Consider the following 19996-nt stretch of genomic DNA (forward strand, 5'->3'; position numbering starts at 1 on the left):
GCGCTATTGCGCCAGGGGCTTGGTCTATTCCGGGGCACCCGGTTCGACGGCTCAGGTTCTGCCGTACATCGTCGTACGGCAGGTACGACGATGACGTACGCCCCCTGACCTTGGACATGCCCCGCCCGGAAGGGGTGTACGCCTGTGCCCGCACTTGTGCTGCTCGGTGCTCAGTGGGGTGACGAGGGCAAGGGGAAGGCCACCGACCTCCTCGGTGGATCCGTGGACTATGTGGTGCGTTACCAAGGCGGCAACAACGCCGGTCACACGGTCGTCGTAGGCGACCAGAAGTACGCGCTGCATCTCCTCCCCTCCGGAATCCTGTCGCCGGGTTGTACCCCGGTCATCGGGAACGGTGTCGTGGTCGACCCGGCGGTCCTGCTCTCCGAGCTGAGCGGTCTGAACGAGCGAGGCGTCGACACGTCCAAGCTTCTGATCAGCGGCAACGCTCATTTGATCACTCCGTACAACGTCACGCTCGACAAGGTGACCGAGCGCTTCCTGGGGAAGCGCAAGATCGGCACGACGGGCCGGGGCATCGGTCCGACGTACGCCGACAAGATCAACCGGGTGGGGATCCGCGTCCAGGACCTCTACGACGAGTCGATCCTGGTGCAGAAGGTGGAGGCGGCCCTGGAGCAGAAGAACCAGCTCCTGGCCAAGGTCTTCAACCGCCGGGCCATCGAGGCCGGCAAGGTCGTCGAGGACATGCTCCAGTACGCGGAGCAGATCAAGCCGTTCGTCGCCGACACGACCCTGATCTTGAACGATGCCATCGACGAGGGCAAGGTCGTCCTCTTCGAGGGCGGCCAGGGCACCCTGCTCGACGTCGACCACGGCACGTATCCCTTCGTCACCTCGTCGAACCCGACCGCGGGCGGCGCCTGCACCGGCGCCGGCGTGGGCCCGACGAAGATCAGCCGGGTCATCGGCATCCTCAAGGCCTATACGACGCGGGTCGGGGCCGGTCCGTTCCCGACGGAGCTGCACGACGCGGACGGCGAGGCGCTGCGGCGCATCGGCGGCGAGCGCGGTGTCACCACCGGCCGTGACCGCCGCTGCGGCTGGTTCGACGCCCCGATCGCGCGGTACGCGACCCGGGTCAACGGCCTGACCGACTTCTTCCTCACCAAGCTGGACGTCCTCACCGGCTGGGAGCAGATCCCGGTCTGCGTGGCGTACGAGATCGACGGCAAGCGCGTCGAGGAACTCCCGTACAACCAGACCGACTTCCACCACGCGAAGCCGATCTACGAGAACCTGCCGGGCTGGTCCGAGGACATCACGAAGGCCCAGACCTTCGACGATCTGCCGAAGAACGCGAAGGCGTACGTGAAGGCGCTGGAGGAGATGTCGGGCGCCCCGATCTCCGCGATCGGCGTCGGCCCCGGCCGGACCGAGACGATCCAGATCAACTCGTTCCTGTAGGGAACGGGCGAGCGACACCGCGGCGGCGGGCGACGGGCACGACGCGTCGTCCGCCGCCGCACACCCGCATACGCGGGCTGGATGGTGTGACTAATGTGTCCGCCATGAAGGAGCCAGGATGCTGCTGAGATTCCGGGTGGCGAACGTCCGGTCCCTGCGCGACGAGCAGGAGCTGTCGTTCGTGGCGTCCGAGGGGAGTGAGAGGGAGCAGGCCGCCGCGCGCGAGCTTGCCCTTTCCGACGGCAGCCTGCTCCCGGTGCACACCGTCGTCGGGGTCTTCGGAGCCAACGCCTCCGGCAAGTCCAATGTCATCGCCGCGCTGAAGAACATGAAGCACGCGGTGATGCGCTCCTATGCCGACTGGACGTCCTACGACGGCATCCCCCGGGACGAGTTCGCCCTCGACCCGAAGGCAGCCGCGGAGACCTCTCTGTACGAGGCGGACTTCGTCCTCGGCGACGGCGTCCGCTGGACGTACGGGTTCGAGCTCGGCGCTCGGCGTATCGAGGCGGAATGGCTCTACGCCTATCCCAAGGGCCGCCGTCAGGTGTGGTTCGACCGGGACGCCGGCCGCGAGAAGGCCTTCGACTTCCCCGGCGACCGTCTCCACGACCGCACCCGCCTGGCGCGCACGACCAGGCAGGACGCCCTTCTCCTGACCCGTGCGGCCAATGACGGGCACGAACAGCTCACCCCGGTCTTCGACTGGTTCAAGAACAACCTCTGGGACGTCACGCCCGAGACCGAGCGCACCCAGCGCGAGGACTACACGGCCGTGAACCTGCTCCGGAACGAAGACTTCCGGCGACGGGCCGAGGAACTGCTGCGCGTCGCCGACCTGGGCATCGCCGAGGTGGAGGTCGAGCAGACCTCGTCCGGCCGCCCGGTGGTGCGGCTGATCCACGCGGGCGGCGGAGAGCGTACGGCGCTGGACTGGTCCGCCGAGTCCTGGGGCACCCGCTCCTGGTTCGCGTTGATCGGCCCGCTCCTGCTCGCCCTCGACAGCGGCGCGGTCCTCCTCATCGACGAACTGGACGCCAGCCTCCACCCGCGCTTCGCGGCCGAGGTCATCCGTCTCTTCCAGGCTCCCTGGGTGAACCCGAAGGGCGCGCAGCTGATCTTCACCGGCCATGACCCTTCCCTGCTGCGCACCCCTGGCGGCGGCCGGCTCCTGGAGCCGGGCCAGCTCTGGCTCACCGAGAAGGACGAGCGGGGCGCGACGGAGCTGTCGTCCGTCGCGGACTGGGAGCCCACCGACGAGGAAGACCTGATGGCGTCGTACCTGGCGGGCTCCTTCGGCGCGGTGCCGAAGGTCTCCGAGGGGCAGATCGGGCGGCGGCTGGTGCGGACGGACGACTTGGCAGAGATGGAGGCGGGAGAGGTCTGATGGCTAGGCCAAGGGGAGGGGACATCGTTTCCCGCAGGAAGGGCGGAGCGAAGGGCCGCGCGAGCAGGGCCCGCCAGGTGTACATCTTCACGGAGGGCGAGGTCACCGAGCCCGAGTACATCGACATCATCGTGAAGAAGGGCACGCAGGCCACGCCTGGCCGGGGCGTCGATCACCACTTCGAGAACGAGAACGCCGTAGGTAAGCACCGCAAGCCGCACGCCATGGTCAAGGACGCCGTCCGCACCCTGGGCAAGGTCCAGCGCGAGGCGAAGGACGCGGGGCTGAAGCCCGGGGACTGGAACTATCCCGAGGTGTGGGTGATCTTCGATCGCGACGACCACCTGAACATCCGCGAGGCCAGGCAGCTCGCGGACAAGGAGGGGGTCAGGATCGCCTACTCCCACCCCTGCTTCGAACTCTGGCGACTCCTGCACTACGTGAACTACACCAGCAGCTTCGGCGGTGTCTGCGGCGACGCCAACAGCCGGCTCCGGTCCCGCCCCGGTTTCGCGGCCACCTACGGCCGACAGGTCCGTACGGTCTCTGAGCAGCAGTCGAAGCACATGCGTGAGGAGCAGGTGCTGAGCAAGGACGGGCAGCGGTACAAGGACGCCAAGAAGTACGCAAAGGCGATCAATAATCGCGTTGAATCGACCAATCCCGAGAAGTGGGATTCGTACAGCGACGTCTGGAATTTCGTCGAGGACGGGCTTCTCCTCAGCGGTTATTAGGCTGCCTCGGCGGACGGCGAGATCCATCGCTATCCGGGGCGGGGCCACCGGCTCCTCGTCATCGATGACGCACACCACTACACCGGTTCCGGTGATGGCTCCCGCGTGTGGGTTTCCGGCTGTGCGGCGCTGTCCTTGGCGAGCAGTACGACGATGAGCGCGGCGCCGAGAGCGAGCGCCCCGGCGGCGATGGTGAGCGTCAGCGAAAACCCTTCCGTCGCCGCGCGCGACGGGCCGACGGAATCGGTCAGGGCCTCGCTGCGCCGGGTGGCCACGGAGACCAGGACGGCCAGACCCACGGCCCCGCCGATCTGCTGTACCGAGCTGAGGATCGCCGAGCCGAGGCCGGCGTTCTGCTCGTCGGTGCCCGAGACCCCGGCGATGGCGAGGGCGGGGAAGCCGAGGCCCGAGCCGAAGCTCACCACCAGCATGCCGGGCAGCACGCCGGCCGCGTAGCTGTCGTTCGGCGACACCCCGGAGAGCAGCAGGAGTCCGCCCGCGCCGATCAGGAACGCCGCCACCAGGGTCCACCGCAGCCCGAGCCTGATCACCGCGCGGGAGGAGCACCAGACGCCGGCGAGGATGCCCGCGCCGTAGGGCAGGTAGCCGAAGCCGGCCTTGAGCGGGCCGTATCCCAGCACCGTCTGCAGATGCAGCATCAGCAGGAAGGAGAGGGAGAAGAAGACGGCGGCGAAGAGCAGGCCCGCGGCGTTGGAGACCGCGCGGATCCTGACGGAGAGGAAGGCCCGAGGGATGAGCGGATCCGCCGTGCGTGCCTCGACCCCGAGGAAGAGGGCCCCCAGGGCGATGCCGAGCAGCAGCGGAGCCAGGACCGACAGGTCGCTCCAGCCCGCCTTCTCGGTCCGGAGCAGGGCGTAGACCACGGAGACGATGGCGCCGGTGCCCAGGAGCGCGCCCGGGACGTCCAGCCGGGTGGGGCGGTCGGTGCGGCTCTCGCCGACGAGGCGCGGCAGGAGCACCAGGGCCAGGACGGCGACCGGCAGATTGATCAGGAAGATCCAGCGCCAGGACGCCAGCCCGGTGAGCGCGCCGGAGATCACCACCCCGGTCGTGCCGCCCACGCCGGCGATGGCGCCCCAGACGCCGAGCGCCTTGGCGCGCTCCTTGCGGCCGGGGAAGAGCAGGGTGATCAGCGCCAGGGCCGCCGGGCTGGCCATGGCCGCGCCCGCCCCCTGTGCGAACCGGCCGGCCACGAGCTGCCAGGGTTCCTGGGCGAGGCCGCAGAGCAGGCTCGCGGCGCCGAACAGGCTCACGCCCCAGAGGAAGACCCGGCGGCGGCCGATCAGGTCGCCGAGGCGGCCGAAGAGCAGCAGCAGTCCGCCGAAGGCGAGGAAGTACGCGTTGGCCACCCAGGTCAGGTCCGTGGTGCTGAAGCCGAGGTCGCTCCTGATGCTGGGGAGAGCGACGTTCACGACGGTGTCGTCCAGGACCAGCATGAACTGGACGAAGCAGAGGACGACGAGTGCGGCCTGTCGGCGGGGGTGGGCGATCATCACCGGATGACGCTATGGAGGGGGCGTCACCCACCGCAATACCTTGACCGGCCATATACCCGGGGTAGGTATCAGCCCCGGGCGCCCCGGCCCCGGGCGGAGCCGGCCGGGGCCGGGCGAAGCCCCCCGCCTTACTGGTCTAGACCTTGACAGGTCCAGACCAGGAGGGCTTGGGTGGTGGCCCGTCATGTCGGCCTGCCGGGACGCTCGGTGTGCCGCACCGAAGGAGTGAGCAGTCCTGAATCGCATCGATCGCATCGCTCGCGTCGCTCGTGCCAAGAGGTTCCTGACCGTTCCGGTGGCCCTGGCCGCCCTCGCCGCCGCTCTCGTGACGGCGGCCCCCGCCGCGTCGGCCGCCGCCGCCCCTACATCCGGGCCCTGCTCGGCGCTCCACAGCGCCTCGGCCGACTACCGCGCCGGGGACACCGTCTCCCACCACGGGCGCAACTGGAGCGCCAAGTGGTGGACGAGGGGCGAGAATCCGGGCGCCGGATCCGCCTGGTCGGACCAGGGCGCCTGTACGGGAGGGGTGTCCGACTTCGTCATCAGCGAGCAGCGGTTCGGCGAGATCTTCCCGGACCGGGCCCCCTTCTACACGTACCAGGGTCTGATCGACGCGCTGCACGCCTACCCGCGCTTCGCCAACGTCGGCACGCCGCAGACGCGGGCCCGGGAGGCGGCGGCGTTCCTGACGCACGCGGACTTCGAGTCGGTGGGGCTGAAGTACGTCAAGGAGATCAACGAGGCCAACTACTGGCGCAAGTGCGACGACACCCAGCCCTTCGGCTGCCCGGCGGGGCGCGAGGCGTACTACGGGCGCGGCCCGATCATGTTCAGCTGGAACTTCAACTACAAGGCCGCCGGGGACGCCCTCGGGCTCGATCTGCTGAACGATCCCTGGTTGGTCGAGCGGGATTCGTCCGTCGCCTGGGCCACCGCCCTCTGGTACTGGAACACCCAGAACGGCCCCGGCACGATGACGTCCCACGACGCGATGGTCGGCGGCGCGGGCTTCGGCGAGACGATCCGTTCGCTCAACGGGGCCCTGGAGTGCGACGGAGGCAACCCGGCGTCGGTGACCGCGCGGGTGGAGCGGTACGAGCGGATCACCGGCATCGTCGGGGTGGCCCCGGGGGCCGGACTCACCTGCTGAGCAAGTTGGGCGTGTTGGGCGTGTTGGGCGTGCTGAGGGTGTTGTGCGTGCTGGGGCGGGAAGTCGTCCGAACCGTCCGCATGCTGGGCGGGCCGGAAGATTTTACCTTCGGTTCCGCCCCCGTTCGCAGGGTCTTCGGATGGACTCGCTCCGGAATAGGGGCTGTTGGGGGCCCTCTTGACACGCCCGCCCCGGGCGGCGGCGGCCGGAACCGGTGGAACCAGCACCTTCTCCGAGGATGGTCTAGACCTTGACAGGTCCAGACCATCCTCGCTTGAGTATCGGCACCCCCACGGCGGCGCAGGCCGGACGTCGCGCCGCGTCCAAGGAGTGTGATCACGTGATCCGACGTGTCATGAGTCTGCTGGTCGCGCTCGGCGCGATCGTCGCGACGCTCGTCGTTCTTCCCGCCACCACCGCGCAGGCAGCCACCTGCGCCACGGCCTGGAGCTCCTCCTCCGTCTACACGAACGGCGGCGCTGTCTCGTACAACGGCCGTAACTACACCGCGAAGTGGTGGACCCAGAACGAGCGTCCGGGCACCTCGGACGTCTGGGCCGACAAGGGGGCCTGTGGCACCGGCGGCGAGAACCCGGGCACCGGCTTCGTCGTCAGCGAGGCCCAGTTCAACCAGATGTTCCCGAACCGGAACGCCTTCTACACGTACAAGGGCCTGACCGACGCCCTGAGCGCCTACCCGGCCTTCGCCAAGACCGGCAGCGACGAGGTGAAGAAGCGCGAGGCCGCGGCCTTCCTCGCCAACGTCAGCCACGAGACCGGCGGGCTGTTCTACATCAAGGAAGTCAACGAGGCGAACTACCCGCACTACTGCGACACCACGCAGTCCTACGGCTGCCCGGCCGGCCAGGCCGCCTACTACGGCCGCGGCCCGATCCAGCTGAGCTGGAACTTCAACTACAAGGCCGCCGGTGACGCCCTGGGCATCAACCTCCTGGCCAACCCGTACCTGGTGGAGCAGGATCCCGCCGTAGCGTGGAAGACCGGCCTCTGGTACTGGAACACCCAGAACGGCCCCGGCACCATGACGCCCCACAACGCCATCGTCAACAACGCCGGCTTCGGTGAGACGATCCGCTCGATCAACGGCGCCCTGGAGTGCAACGGCGGCAACCCGGCGCAGGTCCAGAGCCGCATCAACAAGTTCACGCAGTTCACCCAGGTCCTCGGCACCACCACCGGTCCGAACCTGAGCTGCTGACCCTGTACCGCGCCTCACCGGCCCGCGAGGGCCTCTGAGGATCCCCGAGGACCCGCCCGAAACGGGGGTGCGTCCGGCTCACGCCGGGCGCACCCCCGTTTCGGCGTCCGGAACGATCGGGCGGCATGACCGTACGGGAGGCCGGTCGACTCGTCGACGATTCCGGTCGGCTCGCGTCCGGGCTCGAACACCGTCACCGCCATCCGGAACAGCCGCGCGAACAGCTCGTGGCCCCCCCCGTGGCCCCCGTGACCCTCAACAGCCTTTGAACATCGTGAGGTTGATGGGTGGCCGCCCTCACGCCAACTGCGGCTTCACCGACATCAGCAGGTGCCGGTGGACGTCCAGGCCGGCCTCGTCCGTGATCATCGCGCGCTGTCCGGCCCCCAACAGCAGGAGCCGCAGGGACGGCTCCGTGAAGGACGCCAGGGCGTCCGACAGATAGCCGGGGTTGAAGGCCACGGTCAGCTCCTTCGCCCCCTCCAGGGTGGCCGGCAGCCGCTGGGACGCCACGTCGTCCTCGTAACCCGCGCGGAGCAGTACGGAGGCGTCGGCGCGGGAGAAGGTCATCTGCACCGGGCTGTCCCCGTCGGCGACGACGGAGACCCGCTTGACGGCCTCCGTCAGCCGGGCCCGGTCCACTACCGCGACCGCCGGGTCCACCATCGCGAACAGCTTCTCGTGGCGCGGCAGCCGGCCTTCCAGCAGCCTTACCGTGGTCCGCGTCCCGGCATGCTCGAAGCCCGCCGAACCGGCGTCCAAAGCGACGCTCACGGGCCCGGACCGGCCCAGTGAGCGGGCGATCTCGGTGAGGCGGCGGGCGGAGACGATGACGTCGGCGGCCTCGCCGGGAGTGGTCGCCCGCCAGGGGAGGGTCCGTACGGCGAAGCGGTACCGGTCGGTCGCGGCGAGCGTCATCGTGTCGCCGTCGAGCCCCAGCCGGATCCCGGTGAGCGCGGGCAGTGTGTCGTCGCGCCCCGCGGCCACCGCCACCTCGGCCACGGCCGCCGCGAACAGCTCCGCGTCCACCGCGCCCCGGACCTGCGGGAGCGGGGGCAGCGCCGGGTAGTCGTCCAGCGGCAGCACGGAGAGGCCGAACCGGGCCCCGTCACCCGACACCGTGAACCGTGAGCCCTCCACGGCGCACTCCACGGGCCCCTCGGGCAGCACCTTGCAGATGTCCAGCAGCCGCCGCCCCATGACGAGCACCTTCCCGGGCCGTAGCACCTCGGCGTCCACGTCGACGCGGGCGGAGGCCTCGTAGTCGAGCCCGGAGATCCGCAGCGGTCCGCCCTCGTCCCCGCCCTCCGTGTCCAGCAGCAGCCCGCCCAGTACGGGGACGGGTGACCGTACGGGCAGGACACGGGCCGCCCAGGACACGGCGTCGGTCAGGGCACTGCGTTCGATACGGAACTCCATGGGGGCCTTTCCTGGCACGTCGAAAGCCGGAGCCGGAGCCGGAGGCCGGCTCCCATGACGTCGACGATAAAAGGCACCACTGACAATCAACGCGGGGCTGAGTGGGGCGCGGTGAGGAGGGGACTTGGGACGGGAAGGGGGAGAGGAGGGGGAGAGGAGGGAGAGAAGGAGCGGGAACCGACGGCAGCGACCACCCCCGTGAGCCGCTGCCGCCCCGTTCCCCCGCGCCCCCGCCTCCTCCTGTTCCGGAGCCGTCCCCCGACCGGCTGGAACACGTTCGGACGATAGAACGCAGGGGAAGGAGACGGGAGATTCAATGCGCCCAGTGGGGCGGCCGTGGGGGTATCGGTCCGCACAGTCAGCCATGCGGGGCGGTCCACCGGCGCAACGGCGGCATCCAGGGCGGGAACGGGGAAACAGGTGCGAGCACGGGAGCGTGCGGACGACCTTCTGCTGATGCACCGGCTGGCCCGCACGGGCGGGACCGCCGGGCTGCTGCGCTGGCTGGCCGGGCGGGCCGGGGGCTGGGCCGGGCTCGTCGGCCCGGACGGGACGGTGCTGCACGCGGCGGCCCGTACGGAGCGGGCGGTGGCCCCCGATGTCGCGGGGCTCGTCGCCGAGGTCGCGAGCACCCTCACGGAGCGCGCGGCCCAGGCGTACTCCCTCGACTCCGGCGCGCACACCGCCCTGCTGTTTCCCCTGAGCGCCGACGACCGCGCCGCCCCCGTGCTCGCCGTCGTCACCCCCCGGCCCGTGGCCGCCGGACTCGCCACGCTGCTGGCCGATGTGGTCCTGCCGCTGTCCGTGTGCCGGCGGGCCGAGACCCTGGAGCGCGAGCGCCGCCGGGTCGACCTCGCCGAGTCCCGGGGTCGCGAGGCGGTGCTGCATCTGCTGATGACAGGTCAGCTCTCCATCGCCCGGCAGGTCGCCGGCGCGTTGCGCCCCCGGCTGCCCGATCCGGTACGGGTGTGCGTCGTGGAGTGCTCGGGCGACGGCCGCGACGAGGTGGCCCGGATCTGCGCGGACGTGGACGGCGGCCGGTCCTGGATCGTGCGGTGTCCCGTCTACGCCCGCCACCTCATCCTGGTGATGCCCGCGGAGCAGCCGGAGGAAGGGGCAGCCCCGGCCGACGAGGCCGTCGCCGCCCAGGTCGGCGACTGCGTCGTGGGTGTCAGCGAACCCATGCCGCTGGCCGACACCGCGACCGGCTACCGCCAGGCCTTCCACGCCTTGGCCGTCGCCCGCGAACTACCGTCCCGGCACGCCTGGTTCGGGCTGTCGCCGGACCCCGCGCTCGTCGTCGGACCGGCCGGGCGCCAGTGGGCGAACGACCTGCTGACCCCGCTCCTGACCCATGTGCCGCGCCGCGCGCAGGACCCCGGCGCCCAGGAGCTGGTGGCCACGGCCGGCTCCTGGCTGACGTTCTCGTCGCACGCGACCGACCACCTCAAGCTCCACCGCAACACCCTGGCCGCCCGGCTGCGGCTCATCGGCGAGCTGCTCGGCCTGGACCTGCACCGGCTCGCCGACCAGGCCGCCCTCGATCTGGCGCTGCGCGTCCGCGCCACCCCCGCCCCGGCGTGCGGCCCCGGGCCCGCCCCGTACGCCCCCACCGGATCCGGTACGCGAGAGACGGCGCGGGCTCTCGACGAGATCCTGCGCTGCCCCGCCGTACGGCACTGGGCCGACCAGCGACTGGCCCCCGTCCTCGGGTCCGAGGAGACCCTGCGCACCTGGCTGCGCTGCGAGGGCCGCCTGGGGCCGACGGCCGCCGCGCTGGGCATCAGTGTGCCCGGCGCCCGCAAGCGCCTCACCCGGCTCGAAAGGGTCCTCCAGCGCTCGCTGCTCCGGCCCCCGAGCGCCCGCTACGACCTGTGGCTGGCGCTGAGGTCCCGGGACCTGGCGGCGGCTGCCCGGGGCCCGGCTCTTTGAACGGCTGATCCCCGGGGTGAGGTGTGGCCGGGTGGCGGCCGGTTGGTCGGGGGGAGGGTGAGGTGGACTGGCGAGGCGATGGAGCCGCGCGCCGACTCCGCCGGCCCGGGCCCTCCGATCACCCGTTCGGCGGTCAACGTTCGCCCGGCCGCGAGGATCCCGTGAGGGTGGGCCATGGGGCCGGTGACAGGTGTGGCCGGGCTGGGGGCTGCGATCAGGGAAGGTGGCGGTGTCGTGGAGCGGGTGGAGTTTCGAGCCGGGTATCCGGTGGCGGCGAGCGCGCGGGAGTCGTACGAGCGCAGCGACCGCCATCGGGCGGTGGAGGCGTACCGGTTCTTCTACCCGGTGGTGTCGATGGAGGGGATCCTGCGCGGGACCCGGGCGGCGGGAGCGGTGGACAACGAGTCCGCCCCCGTCCTCTTCGCCCGGCCGCACCACGTCGGTTTCACCCTGAACTCCGACACCCCGTACCTCGGCGGGGGACTGGATCTGAGGAAGAGCGGGCCACTGGTCATCGAGCTGCCCGCGGGGCCGCTGGTCGGTCTGGTCGACGACCACTACCACCGGTGGCTGGTGGACCTCGGGCTGCCGGGCCGCAACGGGCCCAGGGGCGGCCGGGTACTGCTGCTGCCGCCGGGGTACGACGGGCAGACCCCCGACGAGGGCGACGGCTTCGAGGTGGTGCGCTGCGACACCTGGCAGGTGCTGTGCGCCCTGCGGGCCCTGCCGCTGGGCGGGGACGTCGCCGCCGCGAACGCGCTCCTCGCCTCGGCGCGGATCTACCCGCTCGCGAGCAAGGACGACCCACCGGCCTTCTCCTTCCTGGACCGTGACGAGCAGCCGATGGACACCACGCCGCTGGCGTGGGAGGACAACCTGGAATTCTGGAGAGTCCTGCACGCGGTGATCGACGCCGAGCCTCCGGTGGACGAGCTGCGGCCGATGCTGGGCCTTCTGGCCGAGCTGGGGGTCGAGGCGGGCCGGCCGTTCGCACCGGACGCGCGGATGGAGCGGATCCTGACGGAGGCGGCGCGGCAGGGCCGGGACGAGATGCTGGTGTCGGCGTTCGCCTCGCGGCGCCCGGACCGGGCGGTGTGGCCGGACCGCACCTGGGAATGGGTGGGCCTGCGGCCCGAGAACGGCACCTTCGAGCGGCCCGGTTCGCTGGACGTGGAAGCCCGGGACCGGTGGTTCGCCCAGGCCATCGTGGCCTCGCCGGCGATGTTCCGCCGCGAGATGGGCGCGGGCTCGCTGTACTGGCTCGGGCTGCGTGACGCACAGGGCACCTACCTCGACGGCGGGCGAACCTACCGGCTGAGGGTTCCGCTGCCGGTCCCGCAGACCTTGTTCTGGTCGGTCACCGTGTACGACGCGGCCACCCGCTCGGAGATCGTGGCCGACCAGGGGAAGGCGGCGCTGCGCTCGCTCTTCGACGAGCCGGCACCCGAGGGCGCGGACCACGTCGACCTCTACTTCGGCCCGGAGGAACCGGCCGGGGCACAGGGCCGCTGGATCCAGACGGTGCCCGGACGGGGCTGGTTCGTCTACTTCCGCATCTACGGCCCCGAACAGGCCGCGTTCGACGGCTCGTGGCGGCCCGGCGACTTCGAGGACCTGCGCTGACGCTCGGGGCCCTGAGGGTGAGGCGCCGTGTGCCGTCGGCGCCGCCCGGGGCCGTCGACGACGTGTGTCCTGGTCATCGCGGTGAAGGGAGCGAGGGCGATGGGTGAGGCGATCGGGGCGATGCTCACGTCGGCGGTGGGCATCGCGATCAGCCCGCTGCCGCTGATCGCGGTGATCCTGATGCTGGCCACGCCGAAGGGCCGGGCCAACGGGATCGCGTTCACGGCGGGCTGGGTGGTCGGGCTGGCGGCCGTCGTCGCTGTCGTCGTGGCGGCGGGCAGCGGGCTGCACACCGGCGGGGAGAAACCGTCCTGGTCGTACTGGCTCAAACTGGTCCTGGGCGTGCTGTTCGTGCTGATGGCGCTCAAGCAGTGGCGGAGCCGGCCGCGCGCGGGGCACCAGGCCGTGACGCCGAAGTGGATGCGGGCCATCGACCGGTTCACCGCGGCCAGGTCCGCCGGACTCGCCGTCGTTCTGGTGGCCGCCAATCCCAAGAACCTGGTCCTGGCCGTCGGTGGGGCCGTCTCCATCGCCACGGCGCCCGCCTCGGGAGCCGGCAAGACGGTGGCCGTCGTCCTGATGGTGCTCATCGGCTCGCTGTGCACGCTGCTGCCGCTCGGCGTCTACCTCCTGGGCGGCAACCGCTCGGCGGAGGTCCTGGGCGGGTGGAAGGAGTGGATGTCCGTCCACAACGCCGCGATCATGACCACCGTCCTCGCTGTACTCGGCACCAAGTACATCGGGGACGCGATCACCGGCCTGTCGTGAAGCGGATGACCGCGGCCCCGATCCGCGGCGTGCTCTCCCGGCTGGGTCGGCCCCGGTCCTCGGACATGACGTCCGGGGCGGTGACCGGCCTGTTCTCGATCCCCGAGGGCATGGCCTACGCCTCGATCGCCGGGTTCAACCCGGTCGCCGGCCTGTACGCGGGCGTCGTGCCCGCGGTCGTGGGCTCACTGACCTCCCGCACCGTCCTCATGGTCACGACCCTGACCAGCGCGATCGCCCTGACCTCGCAGAGCGTCCTGTCGGACGCGGGTCTCGACCCGAAGGACGCGGGCAACGTGGCCGTGCTGACGGTGATGGTCGGCGTGGTGATGCTGCTCATGGGCCTTCTGCGGCTCGGCGCGGTGATGAGCTTCGTGTCGAACGCGGTGATGACCGGGTTCTCGACCGGTATCGCGCTACAGATCATCACCGGCGTGCTGAAGGACGCCACCGGCTACGCCCCCCAGGGGCACAACAAGCTGTACCAGCTGGGCGACTGGCTGGTACACGTCGGGGACTGGCAGGGTGCGGCGACCGTCGTCACCGCCGTCACCGTGGCGTTGTGGGCGGCGGCCCGAGCGTTCCGTCGCCTGAAGCCCGTCGCGCTGCTGATCGCGATGATCCTCACCAGCGCCGGGGTGGCGGCGCTGTCCGTCGATGTGGAGCTGGTCCGGGACGTGGGCGCGATCCCCGCGGCGCTGCCCTCCTTCAGCGCACCCGACCTGTCCGCCGTGCCCCACTTGATCGGCGGGGCGTTCTCGGTGGCACTGGTCGCTCTCGCGCAGGCCGCGGGTATCACGCCGTCGATGCCGAACCCGGACGGCACGCGCTCCGACGTCAACGGCGACTTCCGCTCCCAGGGATACGCCAACCTCGCCGGCGGCCTGTTCCAGGCCATGCCGTCGGGCGGCTCGCTCTCGCGTACCGGCGTCGCGGTCTCGGCCGGGGCCCGCACCCGCTGGGCCGGGGTGGTGTCCGGCGTCTTCCTCGCCCTGGTCGTCCTCGTGGCGGGCTCGCTCGCCGAACACATCCCGATGCCCGTGATCGGCGGACTGATCCTGGTCGTCGGCGGTGAACTGATCTGGGGCAAGCGCCACGACGTCCGCCTTGTCCTGCGCACCTCACCGATGTCGGCGGCGGCCATGGTCCTCACCTTTCTGGCCACCACCCAGCTCCCCCTGCAACAGGCCATCATCCTGGGCGCGGTCCTCTCCCTCCTGCTGTACTGCGCCCAGGCCGCGCGGCAGGCGAAGCTCGTCGCCCTGCACCGCACCTCGGACCGGGCCGCCGGTCCCGGGTGGTGGGAGACCACCGAACCGCCGACCGCCCTCGCGCCGGGCACCGTCACCGTCCTGGACTACGCGGGCTCCTCCTTCTTCGCCGAGCTGCCCCGGATCGAGAACCGGCTCCCCACCGTCGACGGCGCCCGCGGAGCGGTCCTCGTCCTGGCGGTCCGCGCCCTGCCCGACGTACCCTCCTCGGCCATGCTCAAGGTCCTCGACCGCTACGCCGCCGATCTGGACGACCAGGGCGGCCGGCTCATCCTGTGCGGCGTCAGCCCCGCCCTGCTTCAGCTGCTGGAACGCTCCGGCACCGCCGCCCGCCTCGGTCCCGGCGGCATCGTCCCCGCCACACCGCGGCTCCTCGGCCCGCTGGAGACAGCATGTGCCGAAGCCGACCGCTGGACGGCCGAGCATCCCCCCGAACCGCCCCCGCAACCTCGGTGACGAGCGGACGAGTGGACGAGTGGACGAAGACAGCCGACGGGATGCTCGACAGCGTCGCCACCCACTGCCGACGAATCTCCGACCCAGGCCGGCAGACCGTGTTCTAGGAAGCGGGTGGGTCCTGGGCGGACAGCTCTACGGCCAGTTCCATACAGCGCATACGGGCCGGGGAGAAGTCGTAGGGCATCTTGCCGATGGCCTGGGCCGCGCTCATGGAGCCGGCCTCCCGCCTGCCGGAGGCGAGGTCGGCCTCTTCCTCGGCGGTCATCGGGTGCATGGCGTCCCAGGCGTCGAAGAGAGCGTCGTCGTCCTCATCCAGACCGGACGCCTCGGCGGCGGCCTCCAGGGCGGCTTCGAAGGCGTGCCGCTCGGCGGCCACGTGAGCCACCCGTGGATCATCGACGGCGACGCTGTCGTCGAGTGCCTCCTCGGCGTCGTCGATGCGGTCGGAATCCTCCCGCAGAGCGGGATGCGTGGCCAGGACGATGAAGCGGGTGGCCTGGACGGCCGCGCCGAGCGGGCCGAAGATCCGCTCGGTGACCAGCAGACTGTCCAGGTCCGCCTGGCGCAGGGAGCCCTCGGGCAGGCTCCTGAGGCGTTCGGTGACGAAGTCGGAGAGCAGGCCCATCCGGCTGCCTTCGGTGCGCATCCGCTGCACGGCGGTCCGTTGCCGCCGTGATTCCGCCTCCTGCTCGGCGAGGGTCTCCTCCAACCGCTGAAGGATGCCCGCGATACCGTCTCCGCTGTCCGCACCGGCGGAGTCCGTGTCGGTGGTGAAGGCGTCACGGATGTCGTCCAGGGCGATCCCGGCGTCGGCCGTCTTGCGGATCCACAGCAGACGGATCATGTCCTCGTACCCGTAGCGGCGGCGTCCGTCGCCGCCCCGCTCGGGCTCGGGGAGCAGGCCGATCGCGTGGTAGTGGCGAATCGCCCGTGGCGTGGTGCCGGCGAAGGCCGCCGCGTCACCGATCTTGACCTGGCGCGGTGGCATGAAAGACGAGTGCATGAGCAGGGACTTTCCTCAAGGGACCGGGACGTGGACCCACCGGACCACATGCCGCTACGGAAGGTGCAACCCCCCGCACCCCCCGGCACACCGCCTCGCGCCCCTGCCGGGAAACGCGTGGGCCGAGGGTGCGCGGCCACTGATGGACCGCCACGACCCGAACCCCCGGCCGGGGTCCGCCGGTGGTCCTGAGAGGGCCGCTCAGCCCGTCCAGCCGAGGAACACCGACCAGGCGTCCGGCGCGACGGCGAAGGCGGGCCCGTCGGGCACCTTGGAGTCACGGACGTGGACGGCGTGGGGGCAGGCGGCCACCTCGACGCACTCGCCGCCAGCAGCGTTACTGAAAGAGGACCTGTGCCAGGCGAAGGCGACCTCTATGCAGTTGCCGCCGCTGCCGCTGCTGTAGCTCGACGTGAACCATCGGAGGGTGCTGCTCATACCGCTACTCCTGCCAACCGCTTGATGAGGTCCAGCGATTCACGAGGACCCAGGGCCTGTGACCGGATCATCGCATAGCGCTGGGCGTAGGTGCTGACCTTTGCGGGGTCGCTGATCAGCAGGCTCTCCTCCTGCGCCTCCAGGTAGACGAGGTGCTCGTGCGCTGGCGTCTCCACCAGACTCATGCCGCCGTGACCTGCTGCGTACTCCCCGTACTGACCGGCGTCCAGCGGCAGCACCAGAAGCGTGACATTGCGGCGGCGCGCGCACTCCACGAGATGGAGCAACTGGTCCCGCATGACCTCCTCGCCTCCGATGACTCGCCGAAGCGCGGCCTCGTCGATGATGATCTCGATCATCGGGAGGGGGTCGCGGTCGAAGAGGACCGTGCGCTCCATCCGCAGCTGGACCAGCTCCTCCACGCGCTGGTCGGAGAGCGGCGGGTATCCGCCGCCGATGAGCGCCCGCGCGTACGCCTCCGTCTGGAACAGCCCGTGGATGACGTTCGTCGCGAACAGCTGGAGGCTGATCGCCGCCTGCTCCAGCAGCGCGTAGTCCTGGAACTGGCGCGGGTACTTCTCCATCCGCATGAACCGCCGCGCGGTCTCGAACACGCCGGTCCCGTTGCCGAGTACGCGTTCGAGCTCCACCAGCATCGCGTCGCTCGCGGGCTGTGCGCACGTTTCCATGGCGCTCACGGCGGCTGCCGAGTAGCCGATCTCGTGGCCGAGTTGTTCCTGTGTCCACCCCCGCTGGATGCGTAGCGTGCGGGCCACTTCCGCCACCATGAGGGCCATCGGGCTCGCGGTCTGCTTGTTTTCGGCACGTGCCATTACGTGATCTCTTTTCGACTCGACCGAACTCAACCGGTCACTACGCGAGGTCGTTGAAAATCAATCCACTTCAGCGACGTTCGAGCAGGTCAACGGCTGTACGACGCACCTCGACAGGTAGTGAGAACGCTAGGTGATCGGGGTCACAATCGTCTCGTGAACGCACTTAATGGTGAGTTGAGGGCAGAGTGGATTCCGGACTCCGGATTCCAGCTCCGCAAGGCGGGCGTGCAATTCGACGCCGTCCGCGTGGACGGCATCGACGGGCGGCGGCTGGCCGGCCTGATGGAGGAGTTGGTCGGCGGCGAACCGGGGCCCGTCGTCACCGAGTCGAACGGGCGTCGGGGGGTGTATTTCCTCGTCCCGGCGGGTTCGACGGCCGGGCGGCCGTGGCCGCGTGCGGTGACGACGTTCAACGGGGCGACCGGCCGCATCAGTTATGTCCCCGTACCGGCGCTCGGGGGCGACACCTGGCCGCTGATGTGGCGATACCCGCCCACCCGCCCGGGGCGGTTCGTGCACACGTTGATTCTGTTCAACGCGGCCTACGCGTTACTGAGTTGAGCGGACGAGACAGGTGACGCCGTCGTCGCCCGGAACCGTGATCCCGTGGAGGCCGACGCGGTCGCGGAGGTGCGGGCCCGGGTGCTGGTGGCGGGCAGGCCCAAGTGCGCCGCCTCGCAGCCCTGTTGCACGAAGGGCGGCGAGGCGGGCCTCCATCAGGCGTCGTCCGTATCCCCGCCCTGTTGCGCGAAGGGCGGCGAGGCGGGCCTCCATCAGCCGTCGTCCGTATCCCGCCCCCTGGCGGGCCGGGAGCAGGTCGATATGCGGATGGGCCGGATGGTCGGCCGGCTCCGGCCGGATCTGGCCGACTTCCTCGGTCTGCCGCCTCCGCAAGGGCGTGGAGACTTGACACAAAAGTGCATGATCGTGCAACCTTCTGGTCGTCCGTCAACTCCTGCCGCACTGTCGGGGGATGTTGTTGCTTGCGCGATCAACGACCTGGAGGTCGGCGCATGGCTGAACCCGTGAAGATCAAGATCTGGTCCGACTACGTCTGCCCCTTCTGCATGCTGGCCGAAGGCCCCATCGAAGAGGCGATCAAGGACGTCGGCGGTGAGGTGGAGGTCGAGTGGATGCCCTTCGAGCTGCGTCCCCACCCCCAGCCCACCCTGCGGCCGGAGGACGACTACCTGCCCGACATCTGGGAGCGCGCCGTCTACCCCATGGCCCGTCGCCTGGGTGTCGACATCACGCTCCCCGACGTGTCCCCCCAGCCGTACACCGCTCTCGCCTTCGAGGGCTATCAGTACGCGGCCGAGCACGGCCTGGGGACCGCCTACAACCGGCGGATGCTCCGCGCCTTCTTCCAGGAGAGCCAGGATCTGGGGCAGGCCGACGTCCTCGTCGCCCTGGCCGGCGAGATCGGCCTGGACGAGGCCGGGTTCCGGGCCGCGCTGGCGGACGGCACCTATCGCGCCCGCCACCAGGAGGCCCTGCGGGAGGCGGCGGCCCATCAGGTGCGGTCCGTTCCCACCCTGCTCGTCGGTGACATCCGGATCGAGGGGGTCCCGCGTCCGGCCCAGTTGCGCAAGGCGATCCTGGACGCACGGGCCCAGCAGGCGGGGGGCGACGTCTACGGCGCCTCCTGCGGCATCGACGGGGGCTGCTGAGGTGCCCGGAACGCATCCCGCGCTCACGGCCTGCCGGTTCGCGGGGCTGGAGCTGTGCAACAGATTCGCCGTCGCCCCCATGACCCGGGTCTCCGCGACCGAGGACGGCCGGGCCACCGAGGAGATGGCCGCGTACTACGCGGCGTACGCCGAGGGCGGCTTCGGCCTCCTGATCACCGAAGGGACCTACACCGACCGGGCCTTCAGCCAGGGCTACCTGCACCAGCCCGGCATCACGGACGAGGCGCAGGCCGCCGCCTGGCGGCCCGTCGTCGAGCGGGCGCACGCGGCCGGCGCGCGCGTCGTCCTCCAACTGATGCACGCCGGGGCCGTCTCGCAGGGCAACCGGTTCCGCGACCGGGCGGCGGGTCCGTCGGCGGTACGGCCGCTGGGCGAGCAGTTGGCCAAGTACCGCGGCAGCGGTCCCTGGCCCGTGCCGATGGAGATGAGCCGCCGCCAGATCGCCGAGGCCGTCCACGGCTTCGCCGCCGCCGCGGCCCGCGCCCGCGACGTCGGCTTCGACGGGGTGGAGATCCACGCCGCCAACGGCTATCTGCTCGACCAGTTCCTGACCCCGTACACCAATCTGCGCACCGACGAGTACGGCGGTGGGGTCGAGGAACGCCTGCGGCTCGTACGGGAGGTGACGGCCGAGGTCAGAGGCGCGACCGGGGCCGGCTTCCCGGTCGGTGTCCGCATCTCCCAGGGGAAGATCAACGACCTCGCCTGGCGGTGGCCGGGAGGAGAGGCCGAAGCGGAAGCGGTCTTCACGGCCGCCGCCACGGCCGGGGCCGACTATCTGCACCTCGCGGGAAGCGGACGGGACTGGTTCCCGGAGGGGCGGACGCTGCCCGCGCTCGCCCGGACGGTCACCGGGCTTCCCGTGATCGCCAACGGCGGGCTGCACGAGGAGGCCGTGGCACGGCGCGTCCTGGACGAGGGGCACGCCGACGTCCTGGCCATCGGGACGGGCGCGCTGGCCAACCCCGACCTGCCGCGCAGGGTGGCCGCGGGTACGGCGCGGGCGCCGTTCGACCCCCGGCTGCTGGAGCCGCTGGCGACCCTGGACAACGCTCGTGCTTACGCGAACGCTTGACACTGATTACATGCACATGCAAGTCTAGGTCTGGCAGGGCAAGTTG

General features: G+C 70.8%; 18 protein-coding genes. 13 read left to right on the plus strand and 5 right to left on the minus strand.

Annotation, left to right across the window (positions count from 1 at the left end; translation table 11 throughout):
- The first annotated feature begins 144 nt into the window (after positions 1–144).
- From ACZ60Q_RS09340 to ACZ60Q_RS09350, 3 genes are all read left to right on the plus strand, one after another.
- Positions 145–1428, plus strand: coding sequence for an adenylosuccinate synthase (locus ACZ60Q_RS09340; RefSeq protein ID WP_381096569.1), 1284 nt, complete (start codon positions 145–147; stop codon positions 1426–1428).
- A gap of 118 nt (positions 1429–1546) precedes the next feature.
- Positions 1547–2815, plus strand: a complete 1269-nt coding sequence (locus ACZ60Q_RS09345; RefSeq protein WP_469630640.1) for an AAA family ATPase — start codon at positions 1547–1549, stop codon at positions 2813–2815.
- Entirely contained in the window at positions 2815–3549 is a 735-nt protein-coding gene (locus tag ACZ60Q_RS09350; protein WP_469630643.1) for an RloB family protein, read from the plus strand. Before ACZ60Q_RS09345 ends, ACZ60Q_RS09350 begins: the two co-directional genes overlap by 1 nt.
- Before the next feature lie 77 nt (positions 3550–3626).
- On the opposite strand, the gene ACZ60Q_RS09355 is transcribed toward ACZ60Q_RS09350, so the two are convergent.
- Positions 3627–5063, minus strand: coding sequence for an MFS transporter (locus ACZ60Q_RS09355; protein ID WP_469631288.1), 1437 nt, complete (start codon positions 5061–5063; stop codon positions 3627–3629).
- A gap of 304 nt (positions 5064–5367) precedes the next feature.
- On the opposite strand from ACZ60Q_RS09355, the gene ACZ60Q_RS09360 reads away from it, so the two are divergent.
- Complete coding sequence (locus ACZ60Q_RS09360; protein ID WP_469631291.1) at positions 5368–6216, plus strand: glycoside hydrolase family 19 protein; 849 nt, start codon at positions 5368–5370, stop codon at positions 6214–6216.
- Positions 6217–6556: 340 nt separating this feature from the next.
- Complete coding sequence (locus ACZ60Q_RS09365) at positions 6557–7435, plus strand: glycoside hydrolase family 19 protein (RefSeq protein WP_469630646.1); 879 nt, start codon at positions 6557–6559, stop codon at positions 7433–7435.
- 297 nt (positions 7436–7732) lie between these two features.
- On the opposite strand, the gene dnaN is transcribed toward ACZ60Q_RS09365, so the two are convergent.
- Complete coding sequence (dnaN, locus tag ACZ60Q_RS09370) at positions 7733–8854, minus strand: DNA polymerase III subunit beta (RefSeq protein ID WP_469630649.1); 1122 nt, start codon at positions 8852–8854, stop codon at positions 7733–7735.
- A gap of 456 nt (positions 8855–9310) precedes the next feature.
- Between dnaN and ACZ60Q_RS09375 the strand changes: the two genes are divergently transcribed.
- The 4 genes from ACZ60Q_RS09375 to ACZ60Q_RS09390 all read left to right on the plus strand — a co-directional run bounded on the left by ACZ60Q_RS09375 (position 9311) and on the right by ACZ60Q_RS09390 (position 14904).
- Positions 9311–10786: a helix-turn-helix domain-containing protein gene (locus ACZ60Q_RS09375; protein WP_469631294.1), complete on the plus strand. Its 1476-nt coding sequence runs from the start codon at positions 9311–9313 to the stop codon at positions 10784–10786.
- Between the two features lie 174 nt (positions 10787–10960).
- Positions 10961–12409 carry a DUF1254 domain-containing protein gene (locus ACZ60Q_RS09380; RefSeq protein ID WP_469630652.1) on the plus strand — a complete coding sequence of 483 codons (1449 nt, stop codon included), beginning with the start codon at positions 10961–10963 and terminating at the stop codon, positions 12407–12409.
- A gap of 99 nt (positions 12410–12508) precedes the next feature.
- Positions 12509–13177 carry a GAP family protein gene (locus ACZ60Q_RS09385; protein ID WP_469630655.1) on the plus strand — a complete coding sequence of 223 codons (669 nt, stop codon included), beginning with the start codon at positions 12509–12511 and terminating at the stop codon, positions 13175–13177.
- Positions 13178–13182: 5 nt separating this feature from the next.
- The gene (locus ACZ60Q_RS09390) at positions 13183–14904 is read left to right on the plus strand and encodes a SulP family inorganic anion transporter (protein WP_469630658.1); all 1722 of its coding nucleotides are present in this window, start codon (positions 13183–13185) and stop codon (positions 14902–14904) included.
- A gap of 103 nt (positions 14905–15007) precedes the next feature.
- Here the strand turns inward: ACZ60Q_RS09390 and ACZ60Q_RS09395 are convergent, their stop codons facing one another.
- From ACZ60Q_RS09395 to ACZ60Q_RS09405, 3 genes are all read right to left on the minus strand, one after another.
- Positions 15008–15910 carry a MerR family transcriptional regulator gene (locus ACZ60Q_RS09395; protein ID WP_469630661.1) on the minus strand — a complete coding sequence of 301 codons (903 nt, stop codon included), beginning with the start codon at positions 15908–15910 and terminating at the stop codon, positions 15008–15010.
- A 201-nt stretch (positions 15911–16111) separates the two neighbouring features.
- Entirely contained in the window at positions 16112–16348 is a 237-nt protein-coding gene (locus ACZ60Q_RS09400) for a DUF397 domain-containing protein (RefSeq protein WP_469630664.1), read from the minus strand.
- Positions 16345–17181 carry a helix-turn-helix domain-containing protein gene (locus ACZ60Q_RS09405; RefSeq protein WP_469630667.1) on the minus strand — a complete coding sequence of 279 codons (837 nt, stop codon included), beginning with the start codon at positions 17179–17181 and terminating at the stop codon, positions 16345–16347. The genes ACZ60Q_RS09400 and ACZ60Q_RS09405 overlap by 4 nt, the downstream gene beginning before the upstream one ends.
- 156 nt (positions 17182–17337) lie before the next feature.
- Between ACZ60Q_RS09405 and ACZ60Q_RS09410 the strand changes: the two genes are divergently transcribed.
- The 4 genes from ACZ60Q_RS09410 to ACZ60Q_RS09425 are packed head-to-tail and all read left to right on the plus strand — an operon-like array spanning position 17338 to position 19950.
- Positions 17338–17745: a hypothetical protein gene (locus ACZ60Q_RS09410; protein ID WP_469630670.1), complete on the plus strand. Its 408-nt coding sequence runs from the start codon at positions 17338–17340 to the stop codon at positions 17743–17745.
- A 45-nt stretch (positions 17746–17790) separates the two neighbouring features.
- Positions 17791–18213: a hypothetical protein gene (locus ACZ60Q_RS09415; RefSeq protein ID WP_469630673.1), complete on the plus strand. Its 423-nt coding sequence runs from the start codon at positions 17791–17793 to the stop codon at positions 18211–18213.
- Positions 18198–18854, plus strand: a complete 657-nt coding sequence (locus tag ACZ60Q_RS09420; protein ID WP_469630675.1) for a DsbA family oxidoreductase — start codon at positions 18198–18200, stop codon at positions 18852–18854. Before ACZ60Q_RS09415 ends, ACZ60Q_RS09420 begins: the two co-directional genes overlap by 16 nt.
- 1 nt (position 18855) lies before the next feature.
- On the plus strand, positions 18856–19950 hold the full coding sequence (locus tag ACZ60Q_RS09425) for an oxidoreductase (RefSeq protein WP_469630678.1): 1095 nt from the start codon (positions 18856–18858) through the stop codon (positions 19948–19950).
- Positions 19951–19996 lie beyond the last annotated feature (46 nt).

Source organism: Streptomyces sp. NPDC104313, from assembly GCF_055583985.1.